The 17,324-nt window shown below is 33.3% G+C and carries 15 protein-coding genes; all 15 read right to left on the bottom strand.

From position 1 onward, the window contains the following. Window positions 1-50 precede the first annotated feature (50 nt). The 15 genes from ACH5TW_RS06665 to ACH5TW_RS06595 all read right to left on the bottom strand — a co-directional run bounded on the left by ACH5TW_RS06665 (window position 51) and on the right by ACH5TW_RS06595 (window position 17,232). The gene (locus ACH5TW_RS06665) at window positions 51-1,637 is read right to left on the bottom strand and encodes a pectate lyase (protein ID WP_439335722.1); all 1,587 of its coding nucleotides are present in this window, start codon (window positions 1,635-1,637) and stop codon (window positions 51-53) included. Window positions 1,638-1,728: 91 nt separating this feature from the next. Further along, on the bottom strand, window positions 1,729-2,424 hold the full coding sequence (locus ACH5TW_RS06660; RefSeq protein WP_439335721.1) for a LamG-like jellyroll fold domain-containing protein: 696 nt from the start codon (window positions 2,422-2,424) through the stop codon (window positions 1,729-1,731). A 123-nt stretch (window positions 2,425-2,547) separates the two neighbouring features. Continuing rightward, complete coding sequence (locus tag ACH5TW_RS06655) at window positions 2,548-3,600, bottom strand: L-rhamnose/proton symporter RhaT (protein ID WP_439335720.1); 1,053 nt, start codon at window positions 3,598-3,600, stop codon at window positions 2,548-2,550. 66 nt (window positions 3,601-3,666) lie between these two features. After that, window positions 3,667-4,110 carry a MaoC/PaaZ C-terminal domain-containing protein gene (locus ACH5TW_RS06650; protein ID WP_439335719.1) on the bottom strand — a complete coding sequence of 148 codons (444 nt, stop codon included), beginning with the start codon at window positions 4,108-4,110 and terminating at the stop codon, window positions 3,667-3,669. A 220-nt stretch (window positions 4,111-4,330) separates the two neighbouring features. Then, window positions 4,331-5,401, bottom strand: coding sequence for a Gfo/Idh/MocA family protein (locus ACH5TW_RS06645; protein ID WP_439335718.1), 1,071 nt, complete (start codon window positions 5,399-5,401; stop codon window positions 4,331-4,333). Between the two features lies 1 nt (window position 5,402). Further along, window positions 5,403-6,626 carry an ABC transporter substrate-binding protein gene (locus ACH5TW_RS06640; protein ID WP_439335717.1) on the bottom strand — a complete coding sequence of 408 codons (1,224 nt, stop codon included), beginning with the start codon at window positions 6,624-6,626 and terminating at the stop codon, window positions 5,403-5,405. Next, complete coding sequence (locus ACH5TW_RS06635; protein ID WP_439335716.1) at window positions 6,626-7,765, bottom strand: CaiB/BaiF CoA transferase family protein; 1,140 nt, start codon at window positions 7,763-7,765, stop codon at window positions 6,626-6,628. Before ACH5TW_RS06635 ends, ACH5TW_RS06640 begins: the two co-directional genes overlap by 1 nt. Then, entirely contained in the window at window positions 7,766-8,911 is a 1,146-nt protein-coding gene (locus ACH5TW_RS06630; protein WP_439335715.1) for a CaiB/BaiF CoA transferase family protein, read from the bottom strand. Between the two features lie 12 nt (window positions 8,912-8,923). Continuing rightward, window positions 8,924-10,063 (bottom strand): ABC transporter substrate-binding protein, encoded by a 1,140-nt coding sequence (locus ACH5TW_RS06625; RefSeq protein WP_439335714.1) that lies wholly within the window; start codon window positions 10,061-10,063, stop codon window positions 8,924-8,926. Between the two features lie 22 nt (window positions 10,064-10,085). Further along, window positions 10,086-11,243 carry a four-carbon acid sugar kinase family protein gene (locus ACH5TW_RS06620; protein ID WP_439335713.1) on the bottom strand — a complete coding sequence of 386 codons (1,158 nt, stop codon included), beginning with the start codon at window positions 11,241-11,243 and terminating at the stop codon, window positions 10,086-10,088. Continuing rightward, window positions 11,243-12,268, bottom strand: a complete 1,026-nt coding sequence (gene pdxA / locus ACH5TW_RS06615) for a 4-hydroxythreonine-4-phosphate dehydrogenase PdxA (protein ID WP_439335712.1) — start codon at window positions 12,266-12,268, stop codon at window positions 11,243-11,245. Before pdxA ends, ACH5TW_RS06620 begins: the two co-directional genes overlap by 1 nt. Before the next feature lie 10 nt (window positions 12,269-12,278). Further along, entirely contained in the window at window positions 12,279-13,427 is a 1,149-nt protein-coding gene (locus ACH5TW_RS06610) for an iron-containing alcohol dehydrogenase (protein WP_439335711.1), read from the bottom strand. An 8-nt stretch (window positions 13,428-13,435) separates the two neighbouring features. Continuing rightward, window positions 13,436-14,980 (bottom strand): sodium:solute symporter family protein, encoded by a 1,545-nt coding sequence (locus ACH5TW_RS06605; protein ID WP_439335710.1) that lies wholly within the window; start codon window positions 14,978-14,980, stop codon window positions 13,436-13,438. Window positions 14,981-15,005: 25 nt separating this feature from the next. After that, window positions 15,006-15,854: a dihydrodipicolinate synthase family protein gene (locus tag ACH5TW_RS06600; protein ID WP_439335709.1), complete on the bottom strand. Its 849-nt coding sequence runs from the start codon at window positions 15,852-15,854 to the stop codon at window positions 15,006-15,008. A 187-nt stretch (window positions 15,855-16,041) separates the two neighbouring features. Beyond that, entirely contained in the window at window positions 16,042-17,232 is a 1,191-nt protein-coding gene (locus ACH5TW_RS06595; RefSeq protein WP_439335708.1) for a T9SS type A sorting domain-containing protein, read from the bottom strand. Window positions 17,233-17,324: the final 92 nt, after the last annotated feature.

Genomic DNA, 17,324 nt, shown 5'->3' with positions numbered 1-17,324 from the left:
TTCTTGTGAAGTTTATTCCTGTTTTATTTTATCAATAAGCTTATCAAATATTATTGATTTGTTGCGTTTAGATAATTAATTAGAAATTTCATGTTTTTAATATAGTTCCCTGTTGAAATATATTTTTGATTTGTTTTATTTCTAAAAGGAGAGGTGTCAGTTTCATCACCAACCCTTGTAGAGTTATAATCATTGGTGAGTTCTGTTTTTACACCGTCTCCAATATATGGATTACTAATATATGCCTTAGTTGTTAGCCAACGGTTTTGGTTATCTAATGCATTAATAATTTCTATTATTTTAGCTTCATCAACCTTAAATTGAAAGCTAAACCTATTTAAATTGTAATATTTTTGAGGTGTCTCTTCATTTTTAAATTGTGCTGGTTTTAAAGGAGAATTTTTAGAAACTTCTTCAGGAGTTAGTTTTGAGATTTTATTGTATTCATTTTTAAGTTTCTGGAGAGGCACACCACTTTTTCCATAATAATGAGACAATAGATTTTTATCATCTTCATCTACATAATATCTACCATACTTTACATTAGAGCCTTTTCTATGCACATAAATGGCTTTATTTGTTTTAACATCTACAAAGGTTGAGTGTGTTCTATGTTTTTCAATTTTGTCAGCAGGAAGTTTTACTATTTCTAACCAACTAATAGCTTTTGGGACACCATCTAAAAAAGATTTGTCACCCGTTAATTCATAAAACTTCATTAAAAGAAAAGTGTTTTCGCTAGTTGCTCCAGGTAAATAAGCAGCAGGTTCATAGGTTCTAGCGCTGGCAGCTTTCATTTCCATATCTACTTGTTGTCCCCAAGCACCGCAACTATCTTGTGATATTTTATAAAAATTCATACCTCGATAAATTGGATCAAGAAACCGTTGTTCTCCTAAAACTAAATAGCATTGAATAAGTAAATTAATGTTCTCCCAAATAACATCGTCATTAAATGTGTAAAATGATGAATAGTCTGGAAGTCCATCTTTACTATAATCATACATTAGAGGATACCTTTGTGGCCAACCACCATTAGGATATTGACTAATTAAAATGAAATTTATAGCTTTATCTAAGGCAGGTTTGTATGAAGGATCCATTTTTTCTAGATACATCCTTAATAAAAATCTTGTGGCATCCGTAGTAACATCGTCATCAAAAGTTGAATTTCCATAATAATGCTGAAATTCTTCTAGTCGCCATCCATTTTTGCCAATAGTATTATACCATTGTTTTAGTGATCGATCTCCTGCAAAATCTACCATATAATTCCAGCCACCTTCATGACTTTGCCCCCAAATTACCGCTGCTGCTGCTTTTTTAGCAGCTTCATAATAGTATTCGTTATGAGTAGCTCTGTAAGCATCTAAAAATAGGTGTCCCATACCAATTGTTCCAGCACCTTGCATCCAGATCATGGTTTTATAAGCTTCCATTTCTCCCCACTGTCGTGAAAAATCTGGCATATAATACCAAACATAACCACCATTAGTACTAACTTCTTCAACCATAAATTCGGTTGCTTTAAGCATGGTTCCTAATACTTGTTCTTTAGATGTTTTTTCTTGTGCGTCTAGTTTTAGTCCTACTATTAAAATTATGAAAAGAAGTAGATAGTGGTTCGCTGTTTTCATATTACTTAGTTGGTTTTAATACAAATAAAGAACATGAATTTGGAAACAAATGGGAAAGAATTCTTAATAATTCAAATTCATGATTCTTGCTTTAAAAACTCATAAATTCATTTGGTTTAAGTTGTTTTGGAGACACTTTAACTTTGTATATGTCTCCTTTAAACCAAGAGCGTTTATTTAATCGTACACCTGCAGAACTTTTACCTGTTTCAATAGGATTAAACGTGTAAGGCTCTGTTAATTCAAGTTTTCCGTTAACATAGGTACTAAGACTATTTGCAGACACAACTAAAGCAACATGATACCATTGCCCTAAAGGATGCAACAAGTTTTCGTCAATGAGTGCTAATTTATTTTCTCCAGAAGCTACAAAACCATCAAAATACCAGTTATTCTCTAAAGCTCTTATTTCTAGTAACATTCTATCTCCAGAAACTTCACCCATGTGAACAACACGTTGCTCAAAAGGAGAATTTAATGACGGATTAAAAATCATTTCTATAGTAAATTCCTTTACCGATTTTAGAGGCATTTCATTAATGAATAAAGCATCATCAATTCCATTAAAATAAACGGCTTCACCATGTGAAGATTGAACTATTTTAGGATTACCACTAATTTCTAGATTATTAGGTTTTGTTTTTAGGATATTCGCTAGTGTCCATTCGGTTGTGTTATTTTGAGCTTGTTGTTTTTTAGAGTTTTTACAATTAAAAAGAAAAGTAAAACATAATGTAATTAATACAATTTTTACTGTGGTATTTATTCTAGTATATTTAATAATCATAAATTTATTTTTGTTTAAATTGATTACTAATAAAAAGGTAATCAATTAATTATTCAAATATATTTAAAAAAGAGACCTTTCTCAAAATGTTAGTTACTAAATTAATTTTTAAAAGAATAATACTTAATAACTACCATAACTCGTAACACAAAATGAAACAATTAAAACAACTAATCCAATAACTAGGATTGCATAGGTTTCTTTTTTTACATGTTTCCATTCTTTCATTATTACACCTACAATATAACTAAAGAAAATAAGCATAGACATATGTAATACCCAACTAGCAAACTGAAATTCTCCCATTTTTACATGTCCTAAGCCATAAAAGAAAAACTGTAAACACCATAACATACCTGTTAAAGATGATAAGAACCAATTTCTTAAAAGATTGCTTTTAGGTACTTCTATTGCTGTATTTTTTTTAGGGAAAAATTCCTTTATTGTATTTTGTTTAAAACTTAAGACTAAATACCATATAAAGTTTACAACAAAACAACCTAAGGTTGATACTACTAGTTTCGCATTTCCTTCAAAATGACCTGCACCATTTTCGGCTGCCATATCTGCAATAGGTTGCCCAAATTCTAAAGATAGATTAAACACCCCAGAAAGTACGCCTGCAATAATACTCAATGCTAAACCTAACATCATGTTAAAGCCCGTTTTGTTTAGTTTTTCGCTACTTATATCTTTTTCTTTTTTAAAACCTGCCCATCCACAAATAACAACCCCAAGAATAGATAATAGCATTCCTAAAAGGACAATACTACCTCCTGGTTTTGTGAAGAAATCTTGAAAACCACCAAACACCATAAGTGGCATAACCGTACCAATTACCGCAGAAATACCAATAGCAATAGTATAGGTTAAAGAATAACCAATATGGTTAATGGCTTTGCCAAAAGACATACCACCAAAACCATAAATACCACCTAACAAAAAGGCCATCCAAAAGGGTTTTGAAGGTGCTTCAGCCATTATGGAAAAAAAATCAGGTACCGTTAACCAAGCTAATAGCATAGGCATGACTAGCCATGCAAAAATGGATTGTGCTAACCAATAGGTATTCCATGACCATCCTTTTGTTTTGGTACTTGGTAAATAACAACTTGCTGCTGATATGCCTCCTACTGCATGAAGAAGCGTTCCTATTAAAGAATTTGGTGCACTCATTTTGGTTTTTTTTTAGTTAGTTGATTATTTTGAAACTCATTAGCAATTATAATCTAATGGGTGATTCTAAGCTTTTCTTTTAACGAGTAATAAATGATCGCAAACCAAAACAACTTCGCCTTTTTGATTTATGATTTCAACATGTTCGGTTACAGTTCCCATTTCAGGTCTTTTTGCATCGGCTTTATTTGAAATGGTAATTTCAGAATGAATGGTATCACCAATGTGAACGGGTTTTACAAATCGCATTCTATCGTAGCCTTTTGAAAATGCTTCAGGGTTTATTTCGGAAGCTGTTAAACCGATACCTATACTAAAAATCATGGTGCCATGTGCAATACGTTGTCCAAAGGGTTGTGTTTTACACCAAGCTTTATCCATATGATGCGGAAAGAAATCGCCTGTATGTCCTGCGTGCACAACGAAATCGGTTTCGGTTATAGTTCTTCCTAAGGTAACACGTTTGTCGTCTAATTTATAATCTTCGAAAAATGTTGATTTGAAATACATATCTTATTTTTTTAATCGTTTTATTGTTTATAGTTACTCTGTGCGTTAGGGATTGCAGCGGCATCCTTTTGTTTTTATAAAAAAAACATTCCTAGTTTTTAGGATGTTATTTTATTTGATTGTGGATTCTTGCCTGTTCAGGAATGACAAAAAAACAAAAGATACAGCGTAAAGCCCGACCTTAACCCTGAACTTAATTCAGGATTAAGGTAACGCCCAATTAATTTAAATCTTTTAATGAAACACCGCCGTTTTTATTGCTAACATAACAAGCTTCAACCACTTTCATAGTATCTAAAACGTCCTGAACACTGGCGTGTAACACTTTGTCTGAACCTTCTTTAAAGCGCATTAAGTTAGACATGGTACCGATGAATGATTCTGGAAACCATGAGCCTTCCAAATCGATGGTTTTCCATTCGTATGGCTTTCCAGCTTCTGCAATGGCGTATTCAAAAATGTCTGGTAAACCATCAGGATAATTCATTAACAAGCCCATTTTGGCTTTTATAGCGCCTTTTGTGCCTTCCCATTTTATATAACTTTCTTGATGTTCTGCTCCAAAATGATGGTCGTGATTGGTGTTTATTTTAACACTTTTGGTATCGCCATAATCTAAAATGATAGTAGAGCGACACGAGGACAAATCTTTTGATGGATGCTTCCAAGTTTTTGCCATAACGCCGTTTGGATTTCCTAAAAACGAGCGAATACAGTCTATATAATGTACGCTGTGAAATAGTATTTCTAAGCGTGGATGTTGTTTAATAACAGGAAATAATTCCCAAGGTGTATTTACGGTGACTTTAAATTCTAGATCGTATAAATCGCCTATAAGCCCTTGATCGATAATGTTTCTTGCTGCACTAACAAACGATGCAAATCGTAATTGAAAATTGATGGCAGCAACTAGGTTTTTACGCTCACAAACAGCTACAATTTCTTTGGCTTGTTTATAATCGTTACCCATTGGTTTTTGAATAAGTACAGCAGCACCATCGGGTAATTGTTCTAAAATGCCTATGTATTGATCTGGCAATACCGTAATGTCATAAACCGCATTTTTAGGTGCGTGTTTTACTGCATCAGCAACGGTATCAAATACATGCTCAATATTATGGTCTTTTGCCATAACGTGTGCTTTTGAAATAGTTCGGTTTGTTATTCCAAATACTTTAAAACCTGCCATTTTATAAGCTGGTAAATGAGCATCTTTTACAATACCACTTGCGCCAATGATAATAATTGGTTGCTGTGTTTTAGGTAACAAAGGTTTATAAGTGATATGCATTTTAAATGATTTTTTGGATGTTATTTTGTGTGTCTTCTAATAGTTGCTTTGATGGTACATTTTCATTTATAGCGTTTAAAACCATAGCGTCAATTAGGGCTGCCACTTTTGGCCAAATAGGTGTTTGTGGAAGCGTTAATGCGTTTTCGTGAAGCCTACTTAATTTATGATAATAGGGAATGGTTTTATTGATTTCTGTATCATTCCAAGTTGATTTTCTACAACCAATACCGCCTTCGTTAGTTAAAAGTTTATCGCTTTTGGCCGTGGTTGCGAATCTTAAAAAATCATAGGCTATTTTTTTATTTTTACTTCCTGAACCAATAGTGTATAACCAATACACATTTAAGGATGCTGATTTGTGATTTTCACTATGAGGTAATTCGGCAATATCAACGTTTCCTTTTACTTTAGAATCATCGATAACTTCGCACATTGAGGCAAAGCCAAACCAATTTATTGCCATGGCAGCTTCACCTGTAGCAAATGCCATACCTGCTTCTACAGAACCAAATTCTTTTGATTTTGGATGTGTTGTTTTTTGATTGTTTACGAGTTTTCTGTAGAAATCTAATGCCTCAATAGCTTCTGGTTGGTTGATGTTTATTTGATTATTATCATCTAATAACGAACCACCACGTGTCCATAATTGCAAACAAAAATCGAAAACCATATTATGGCCATCAGGATAATTAGCAAATACACAACCATATAGGTTTTGTTCTGGACGATTAAAAAACGCTGCTATATCAGTGAATTGATTCCACGTTTTTGGTGGTTGTAAATCGTAACCATATTGGTTTTTAAAGGTTGTTTGCTCTGTTTTATTTTCAAATAAATCTTTTCTATAAATTAAACATTCTGGCCCATCATGAAATGGTAATCCATAAACTTGATTATTAATTTCTTGTAAGTGGAGTAGGGATTTGTGCCAACCTTCAGGAAAATCTTGAGGTGGATTTTGATTTATTAGCGGTGATAAATTTTCAACTGCTTCAGCGTTTACTGCATCAAAAATCCAATCTGTATTAATATGAGCAATATCCCAATCGCCATTTTTTAAACCATGATTTGCTAAGGTTTGTTCGTATAAGTCATGAAGTACTAAAGGAATCATTTCTGCTTCAATAGACAGGTTGTTTTCTAAACAAAAAGCATCCCACAATTTTTGAAGTGTTGTTTCAAAAGGATCAAATTTCCGAACTGCAATTCTTATCTTTTCCATTACATATTGATTAATTCTTCTAATATTTTCTTGTTGTGTTCACCTAATTTAGGAGAGCCTTTACTTGATGTTAATAGTTCGCCATCAATTTTAATAGGACAGCGTGTGGTTTCGTATGAATAGCCATCTCCCATGGTTACTTTTTGAATAAAATCTAAGACTTTAAAACCGTCTTCTTCAAAAAGTTCTTGATAGTTTAACACTTTCGCACACCAAATATCGGCGGGTTCTAAAATAGCTAGCCAGTAGTCTGTATCTTGTGTTTTAAGATGTTTTGCTAATACTTTTTTGATGTCGTTACGTAATTCAAAGGTGTTTTCTGGAAACTGCAACAACTCCTCACAGTTTAATAATTCTGATAAAACAGGAATTGATCCCATGGCTAGTGCTAAAAAGCCATTATTCGTTTTATAGATCCCATAAGGTGCGCCTAAATATGCGTGTGCATTATTGCTCTTTGTTCTAACAGGAAGCTCACCGCCATCATTAAAATAAGTTGTAATGGTTTCAAATTGAAAATCGATTGCCGATTCTAACATACTTACCTGAACAAATGCTCCCATATTACTAACCGTTTTTCTGTAAAGTGCCGCTAAAATACCTTGTGCTAAATGAGCGCCTGCCAACATATCGACGATAGATAAACCCATAGCAACAGGACCATCGTTTTTATTGCCTGTTAACCAAGTCAAAGCTGTTAAGGACTGTAGCAATAAATCTTGCCCGGGATGTTTAATTAAATCGGGATGATTGCCATAGCCAGATATTTCGGCATAAACAACATTGGGATTTATAGCTTTAACATCGTTGTAACTTAGCCCGATGCGTTCCATAACACCTGGTCTAAAATTATGCATTACAACATCTGCTTTTTCCAATAATACTTTAATTGTTTTTAGATCTTCAGCATCTTTTAAATCGGCTGCAAAAGACTCTTTGTTTCTATTTATAGTATGAAAAATGGAGGATTCTTCATTCATTATTAAATCGGAACAATACAGTGTACGGCAAATATCTCCTGTAATAGGTTTTTCAATTTTAATAACGCGCGCACCTAAATCTGCCAATCGTAAACTAGCGGATGGGCCAGATAAAAACTGACTAAAATCTACTATTAAATAATCTTCTAATGGTCGCATTTAATTATTAAAAAATTGTTCGTGAATCGTTTTATTATCTTCTCCAACTTGTGGCGCCGCTTTAATACTTGTCAAAATATTGCCATCAAATTGTATTGGTAATCTTGTGGTTATCATTTCTTTTCCTTCAGCATTTTTTACAATTTGTTTTAGCTGTAAATCGTTTATAAAGGTTTGATTATTCAAATCATTATAATTCAATACTTTTTCACACCACATGCCATTTTTTCGTAAAAGTTCAATCCAATGTTCTGAACTTTTAGTGGTTATTCGCTTTCTAAGTATTTTTCTAATAGCTGCTCGTCCTGTAAACCACGTTTTTTTATTAGAATAAGCACTTAAATCAACATTAAGAATATCACCTAATTGCATTAAATCGCCCATGGCTAAAGCTATATAGCCATTATTGGTTTCGTAAATACCATAAGGCGCACTTAAAAAAGCATGAGCACTGCCTTTTACATTTCCTCTATCTGCTAATTGCCCACCATTATTTAAATAAATAGTTAAAGCTTCAAATTGCACATCTAAAATTGATTCTAACAAACTTACTTCAACTAAAACACCTTTTCCTGTTTTGGCACGTTTAAGTAAAGCTGCTAAAATGCCTTGTACAAAATGATTACCACACATTAAATCGGCAACCGCCAATCCAAAAGGCACAGGGCCTTGGCTACTCTTTCCGCTTAGCCATGTTAATCCTGAAAGTGATTGTACTAATAAATCTTGTCCTGGTTTTTTTGCCCACGGACCTTCGCTTCCATAACCGGTAATAGTACCATAAATTATTTTTGGATTAATGCTTAAAACATCTTGAAACGTTAATCCTATTTTTTCCATAACGCCAGGTCGGAAATTGTGCGTAATAACATCAGCCTTGGCTATTAGTTTTTTTACCTGTTCTAAATCGTTTGGATCTTTTAAATTAGCCGCAAACGATTCTTTATTTCTGTTGATAGTATGAAACAGCATACTGCTGTCATCAACAAACAAATCTTTAATGCTTAATTGCCTGCAAGCTTCTCCTTTAACGGGACGTTCTATTTTAATGACACGCGCACCTAAATCGGCCAATTTTAAACCTGCCGAAGGTCCTGCCAAAAATTGAGAAAACTCTAATACCAATAAACCTTCTAATGGCTTCACTGTTTTATTTTATTAATGCGTTAATGATTCTTTATAAATGTCATTCATTTTGTCTATAGCTGCTTTAACAGAAACTTTGCCTGATACAGCTTCATGAATAACAGGACTTGCTTCATCTTGAAAATGCATATAACCATAATATTGTGGACGCATAGTGGCTTCATCTAAAGTTTGTAAGGTGTCTTTAAAAAAGTCTTTACACTGCTTATTTACATCATCATTTAACCATGATTTTCTGTGTCCTGGTTGTCCTCCAAAGTCAAAATACAATCCAGATTGCATTTTTTCTGTAGCTATAAACTCAGCATATTTCATGGCAGCATCTGCGTGTTCTGTTTTTGAAGATACCGCAATACCTGCGCCTCCTAAGGTAGAACGCAGTCTTTTACCATTAAAAGTAACCAAGCCTCCTGCTTTTAAAGTATGATCTGCATAGTTTTTTTTCGAATAGTTTGAATATCCATAATTAAACGGACTGTAAACTATATCATTTGTTTGTGTCATATGTTCAGCCATTTTTATAGGATTTATTTCTAAACAAAATGACGGTGCTAAATCGACTAGTTCTTTATAGTTTTTTATAGCTTCAATCATAATATGACGAGGCGCTACTTCCGTTTTACTTTCAAAAACATTGGCTCCCAAAGCGATACACATCATGTAATGATGCATTAAGGTATCAATAGGAATGGATGCAAAAGCGACTTTTCCTGTTTTTGTTAGTTCTAATAATTCCTTCCAAGTTTTAGGGATTTGTATGTTTTGCTGACTAACTAAATCTTCTCTCCACGTAGCAATGGGTGTAGCAGCATCGGTTGCTAAAGTCCATTGTTTACCATTCATATTGTAGCTGGCATGCGATTTCCCTACACTATTATTTGCTAATTCTTTTATAAAATCGGCATCCAAATAATCATCAAATGGCAAAAGAACCTGATCTCTTGCTGCTATGGAAACATGGGGATTATCCATGATTAGCAAATCGTATTGACTTGTTAATTCATTTAAAGAGGCATCTGCAAAGGCTTGTAAGGATCGCTTTTCCCAAGTAATTCGTATGTTAGGGTGTAACTCTTCGAATCGTTGTGCTGTCGCAACTACCGAGGTAAATCCGCGAGTATGATTCCAAGCTATTCCTTTTAATGTTATCATTTATTTTATTCTATCTTAAAAATTAATTTAATAATCCATTAGGCCATTCATAACTCCCTGGCTTTATGGTAATATATTTATTAGGGTTATTATCATATTGCATTCTAAAAACACCCGATGCCAGTTCTTCAATTGGTGTAAACGATTTCCAATGTAATTCGTTTAACAAATCGTAGGCAGTAGCACCACCTTCAATAAAAAGATTATTTGTATTAGAAGCTTCCACAAATCTTTTTGCTATTAAGCTCATTCTGGTTTTTAAATTTAATGAACTATTTTTAAGTTGAATGATTTCATTTGAAATTCTTAAAGCTACTTTTTTATTATCATTATAGATACCAGATATTTTTTCTATAAAATCGTTTAAAGCATTTTGGTTGAGTTTGTCTTCAAGAAGAATTTTAGGAAACGTTACCAAAGGGCAATTTGTTTTTTCTAAATTTTTTGAAAACTGAACACTCTTAGGATGCGTACTTCCTGAAAGGAGTACATAATCATTTTTATAGTTGTGTTTCGTTTGATTAATTTTTGAAGTTGCTAATTTCATTTTTATTAGTAATTGCTCGAAAAAAGCAGCACTTCCTGCTATAACAGTATCATCAGTATATAAATTGATGGATTGCTTTAATGCCTCTACAGCATCGCAATCTGGTATAAAAATACCTTTTGAATTGATTTTTGTAATAGTTCCTGTATGGATGTCTATTTTAGATGGCTTATTACATCTGTTATGAATAAGATTTTTTACTGAGGCTGTTTTTGAAGGGAAATCAGGATCGGTTGCAAATCCCGTTTTTTCAATGGAGATGTTGTTTATTAAATAAGTGCCGTTTTTTATACAGCGATTTCCTTCAGGATTTGAAGGTTGTAAAAGCACACGGTCTTTCTCGTGTACATCAAGTAAAGCTGAAAGTTCTGTTAAAACATGGCCTCTTAAAACAGAATCACATTTTTTAAATAAGATACTGTTTGATTTTTTCAAAATGTCTTCGGCTAGATGAAAATGCGTTTCATAAGCTTCATCTTCTGTCATTGATCGTGAATCGGTAGCAATAATATTAACCGCAGCTTCTTTCTCTGGAATCGTATCAATCCCAAAAGAAACCTCTACGCCGTAGCGAAGACAAATTCCTGCTATTTCAGCAGCACCTGTTATATCATCTGCAATTACAGTTATCATTATTTTTTGTGTTTTGCCATTACAATAGCATAATCTATAGCAACAAGCATAGCATCAGCCGAAGCAATACCTTGTCCCGCTATTTCAAATGCTGTTCCGTGATCTACAGAAGTTCTAATAATAGGCAGACCTAAAGTGATATTAACCCCTTTAACACTCTTCATGGTTTCCTTTTCATTATCCCATTTAAAACCTTCTAATTTAAACGGAATATGACCTTGATCGTGATACATAGCAACACAGCCATCAAATTTTCCTTGTACTGCTTTTACAAACATAGTATCTGGAGGAAAAGGGCCTTCAACAGTATAGCCTAATGCATTCGCTTTTTCTATAGCTGGAATTATTTCATTGACTTCTTCATCTCCAAATAATTGATTTTCTCCTGCATGCGGATTCAATCCTGCAATGGCTATTCTAGGGGTTTTAATACCGAATTTTTTGCAAGCATCATCCAATAAAGTAATCACTTCAAATACGCGATCTGTTTTGCATAAATCGCAGGCTTGCCGCAATGAAACATGTGTACTGTTATGAATCACTCTAAAGTTTTCATCAGCCAAAAGCATAGCGAATTTTTTAGTGTCTGTGTATTCTGCATAAATTTCAGTATGCCCAGAATATTTATGTCCCGCTTTATGGATAGATTCTTTATTAATAGGCGCTGTAACTGTAGCATCAATTTCTTTAGCTAAAGCTAATTCTATGTTTTTTATAACAGCCTCAAAAGCTGCTTTTCCAGCCATGGCGGTAACCATTCCTGGTTGTAAATTAGCATTATCAACATTTTTTAAATCGTAAACATCAATAATCCCACATTCGAATTTAGCATCCTTTACATTTTGAATCGCATTAATTTTTAATGAAGATTTTAATGCGTTTATTTCATTTTGCATGGTTTGTGCATCTCCAACAACTAAAGGGTTACATCGATTGTAAACATCTTGTAATGCTAATGTTTTTATGATTATTTCTGGACCAATGCCTGCAGGATCGCCCATTGAAATTCCTATTTTTGATTTCATCAATTTTATTTTAAAGCAATTTTGTATAAATATTTATAGCATCTTCTCGTGTAACTTCTCTTGGATTGTTTTTAAGCAATCGAGTTACTTTCATAGCGATGTCTGCTAGTTCGGGAATATCGTTTTCAGAAACTCCAATTTCAGATAGTTTTTGTGGTATATTACATGCTCTTGATAAGGCTTCAATTTTTTCTATACCTACGGTTGCAATATGCTCATCCTTACCATTCCACGTTATTCCCATAGCACGTGCTACATCGGCATGTCTTTTCGGGTTTGCCGATAAATTAAAGCGTAACACTCCGGGCATTAAAATAGCATTTGATAAACCATGTGCAATGTGGAATTTTCCACCTAATCCATAGGATAATGCATGAACTGCAGAAGTGTTTACAGGTCCTAAACATAAGCCTCCATACATTGAACCTAATAATAGGGCAGAACGCGCTTCAATATCATTTCCATCTTCATAAGCTTTTTGAATGTTTTCAGAAATAAGCTGGATGCCTTTTAATGCGTAAGTATCAACTGCTGGATGTGCAAATTTATTAGTGTAGGCCTCAATACAATGCGATAAAGCATCAATACCAGTTTCAGCGGTTAGTTTTGGAGGTAATGTAAGTGTTAATATTGGGTCGAGATAACAAGCGTCTGGCACTAAATAAGGACTAATAATACCGCTTTTAGCTTGTGTTTCTTCATTTAATAAAATGGCATTTGGTGACACTTCACTTCCTGTACCTGATGTAGTAGGAATACAAATTAGTTTTATTTTTCTTCCATTTAAAAAACCAATACCTACAATATCTTCAAGATTTTGTTCATTGTTGATGAGTGCAGCAAGTAGTTTTGCACAATCTAATACGCTTCCACCACCAACACCAATGATACAATCAGGATTGGATGATTTGGTTGCTTCTATAAGTTCATTAAATTGAGCAAATGTAGGTTCTCCAACATATTTGTATTCTACAAGTAGAACTGTTTTGTTTTTAGATTGAATATCTTTTACGGTTGTTTTAACAGCAGATAATAGAGGTGTTGCAACCAATAATAATATACTGTTTGAATTTTCTATAATAGCATCTTTTGAAAGATCTTTTATTGAATCTTCTCCGAAAACAATTTTTTGAGGTTGTAATAATGTGATTGAATTCATTTTGTATGTTATGATTCTTTTTCTTTTAATTTGAAATATCCGTAGATGGTTAATTCGTCTTTTACTTCTTCAGATTTGAACAGGAAACTAGCAAAATAACCAACGACTAATACAATTAGGTGGCTATAAACTCCTAACATGTATTTATGATGTGGAAAATTATAATCACCTAAATCTAATATTAACGCATCTCCAATTTTTGTTGTTGTTAATATGGCATAAGCTGTAAAAATGATACAAGTCGCAATACCAATGTGCAAACCTTGTTTGTTAGCTCGTTTTGAGAATAGTCCTAAAAGAAAGATTCCAACAATACCGGCTGAGAAAATGGCATATAATTTAAAAACGACACCTAATACACCTTGTCCGCTCCATGCAGCATATAATAATGCGACACCTGCCATAGAAATTCCTGCAAATAATACCAATAAACGCCCAACAATTAGGCGTTGTTTATCTGTACGATTAGGGTTGAAACGCTGATAAAAATCTTCGACACCAATAGCTGCTAAACAATTCATATCAGAATCTAAACTAGAAACTGCTGCTGCAATTAAAGCAGCTAGTACTAAGCCTACGGCACCAACGGGTAATTCGGTTCCAATAAAATACGTAAATACTTGGTCTGCTTTCATACCTTCTGGTAAACTGGCTCCTCCTGTGTTATAAAATACAAATAGCAAAGAGCCAATAAGCATAAATAAACCCCAAACAGGGACACTTGCTAAAACACCAATATAGGCGGCTTTTTTAGCATCTTTATCATTCTTGGCAGTTAAGTAGCGCTGCACAATGGTTTGATCAGTGCCATATTTCTGTAAAGCATAAAATGCTCCATTAATAACCAGTACCCAAAAGGTTAATTCTGAAAAACTAAAATCATAAGGGCCAAAATCTATTTTTTTCATTGAAACGGCTTCACTTATCATGTGTCCAGCACCTCCTTCAGAATTAAATAATAAAATACCTACACATAACAATCCGCCTCCAATAAGTAAAAAACCTTGAATAACATCCATCCAAATAACAGCTTCCATACCGCCTAATAATGTTAGAATTATAATGATTACTGTTAAAAATAAAATAAAGGTAGTAACATCTATACCTGTAAGTGTTGCTAACGCTAAACTTACCAAATATAAAACGGTTCCCATTTTTGAAAAATGCGTTAAAATAAAGGCGACAGAGCTGTACATTCTTGCAAATACGCTAAAACGACGCTCGAAATATTCATAGGTACTTAATCTGATTACTTTTCGGAACAGTGGCACAATAACCCAAATTAACCCAATTAGTACAATAGGCACCATTAAACCTTGAACGAGTAAAATCCAGTTAGATTTGTAAGCCGCTGCTGGATATGCTAAAAATGTAACACTACTTATTAAAGTTGCAAATATTGAAATTCCAATTGCCCAAGCTGGTATAGTTTTACTTCCTGAGAAATATTGATCGGAACTTTTTTGTCGATTTGCAAAGTAAAAACCTGCTCCTAGAGTAAAGGCAACAGAAATAATTACAATAACAATATCAATCCAATGAATGTTTAGCATAATAATTTAGTTTAATTGGTATTTATTAATCCACCTCGGTTAATGGTGGCATCATGGTTTTATTACATATTCCTTTTATGTTCAATAGCGACTTTAAAACGGCTAATGATTGTCCTAAGGTTTTATCTTTTTGATATTGTTGTGCAATCACATCAGTTTCTTCTTGTAATCTATCACAATTATTCCAATCTTTTTTTAATGCAGCGTCATAGAACGCTTTATACATTTCTGGCACATAATTACCAGTACTAGGAACAATTCCATCGGCACCTAGTTTTAAACTTTCAGCACTTTGAGCGCCCCAACCACAGAAAAAAGAGAAGTTTTCATTTTCTTTATATAAGTTTATAAACTTTTTCATGCGATTTTCATCTCGCTCAGAATCTTTTAGTCCCCATATGTTTGGATGTGTAGATAGGTTCTCCACTACATTTAATGGAATAGACATTTGAGTAGTTGCTGTAATGTTATACATCATTATTGGTCCAGATATTTTGTCAGCAAGTGTTTTGTAAAAAGAAGTCATTTGCTCTGGGGTAAGTCCGTAATATGAGGGAAGCGTAGCAACAACACAATCGGCTCCAATTTCTATATATGTATTACCACGATTAATTAAATCACCAACCTGATTGCCAACTAAACCTGCATAAATACATTGGTTTTCTCCTTTAGAATCTACAGCGGCTTTAACCAATCTAAAACTTTCGGTTTCATTTATAGAGCTAGATTCACCGGTGGTTCCTAAAACAAGCGGATGTATATTGTTTTCTGAAAATAAAGTTACAAGCCTTTTTACAGCGTCAATATCTACAGTGAAATCTTTATTTAGTGGTGTTATCATGGGTACTACAACACCTGAAAAACGTTTATGCATATAATTGTAATAGTTTATAAATTAGTTTGTGTCTGAATTGTAAAGTGTAATATGCAATATTGGTAAATGAATAATAAAACTGTGTAATTTTTGAGCGGTGACCGATTTTGTAACTTTGTATAATTTGAAACAAAAAGGGTATGTATTATATTATACACACCCTTTAAAAATTATAATTTTTAAATTATTATCTAGTAAGTAATTTTACTGATTTCTCACCTTCTGCATTTTTAACAGTAGCAATCCAAAGACCAGACTTAAATGTGAAATTAGTGTCTTCATTTGTTTTGATAGATTTAACTAAAGCACCAGTAATATTATAAATTTTTACTTCGGTTTGGGATTTAACGTTTGAGATATATACTTTATTGTTAACAGCTTTTATATCCGTTGAGACACGAGTGTTTTTTTCTAAACCTAATGTTTTACTGTAAACACCATTAACATAAATTTTAGTTTCAAGGTTATCCCCAAGAGAAGCGTCTACTTTGCCTAAATATATTCTATAAACACGTATTGTACCACCTCTATTTGCAAGTTTGTAAGTTCCTGCGTCAACTGCTTGGAACTGCATAACTCTTACAGCTTCATCTCCTGTATCGATGCCATTTATAGGTCCGGAAACACTACCAGTACCTGCGCCTTTATCATCAATGTTAACAGGTGTTCCTGAGCCTAAAAACGTTTCAAATTTAATATAGCCTGTGCTAAAACCTAAACTTCCATTATCTCCAATTTCAGTATATTGCCCTGAAGCAATTATGGTTACCCATTGTCCTGCATTTAAAGTTATTAAAAAACCACGACCATCTCTTTTGTCCCATCTTTCTTCTCCTGGAGTTGTAAATTGGATACAACCAGGGTATAAATTAGAATCCATACTATCAGGCATAGTATATAAATCGTCATACCTTGTAATATCGGTTCTTGTGGTTAGAAGTCTGTCGCTATTACTATCTCTTTGAAAAACTAAATTGGTAGATCCGTCTAAATCTGGTTTGTTTTTAGGTTTTGTAGAATCACTACCTCCACTTAATAAAGTCCCACCTGGTGGTGTGTGAATTGTGCCTCTTGCAGATAATTCAAAATCTCCACTTGCATAATTTGAGTTAAAAGTAGCTAAGAAAATTGAATTTCTGCTTTGACCATTTTCATTTTCAAAACCTACATTTGGAAATCTTGCTACTCCATTTTCATCAATATATTCAATTTGTCTTTGGTAGTTAGCAAATGCGTTTAAATATTCTAAAGGCATTACATTTTCATATCCATCTCCTAATTCTTTAGCTCCAAAATCCCAATATTTAATATCTTGGGAATGTAAAATTGCTGTAAAAAACAGGAGAGGTAAAATGTATTTAAGTAATTTTTTTTGCATTGTAAATAAATTTATTATACAATATTATCAAAATAATAGAGTAAGGGTGTAATTTTTGAACGGCGACCAATTTTGTAACTTTGCATAATTTG

Source organism: Thalassobellus sediminis, from assembly GCF_044386045.1.
GTDB lineage: Bacteria > Bacteroidota > Bacteroidia > Flavobacteriales > Flavobacteriaceae > Thalassobellus > Thalassobellus sediminis.
The sequence above is the reverse complement of the archived record's forward strand: the minus strand, read 5'-3'. Positions and strand labels throughout refer to the sequence as shown.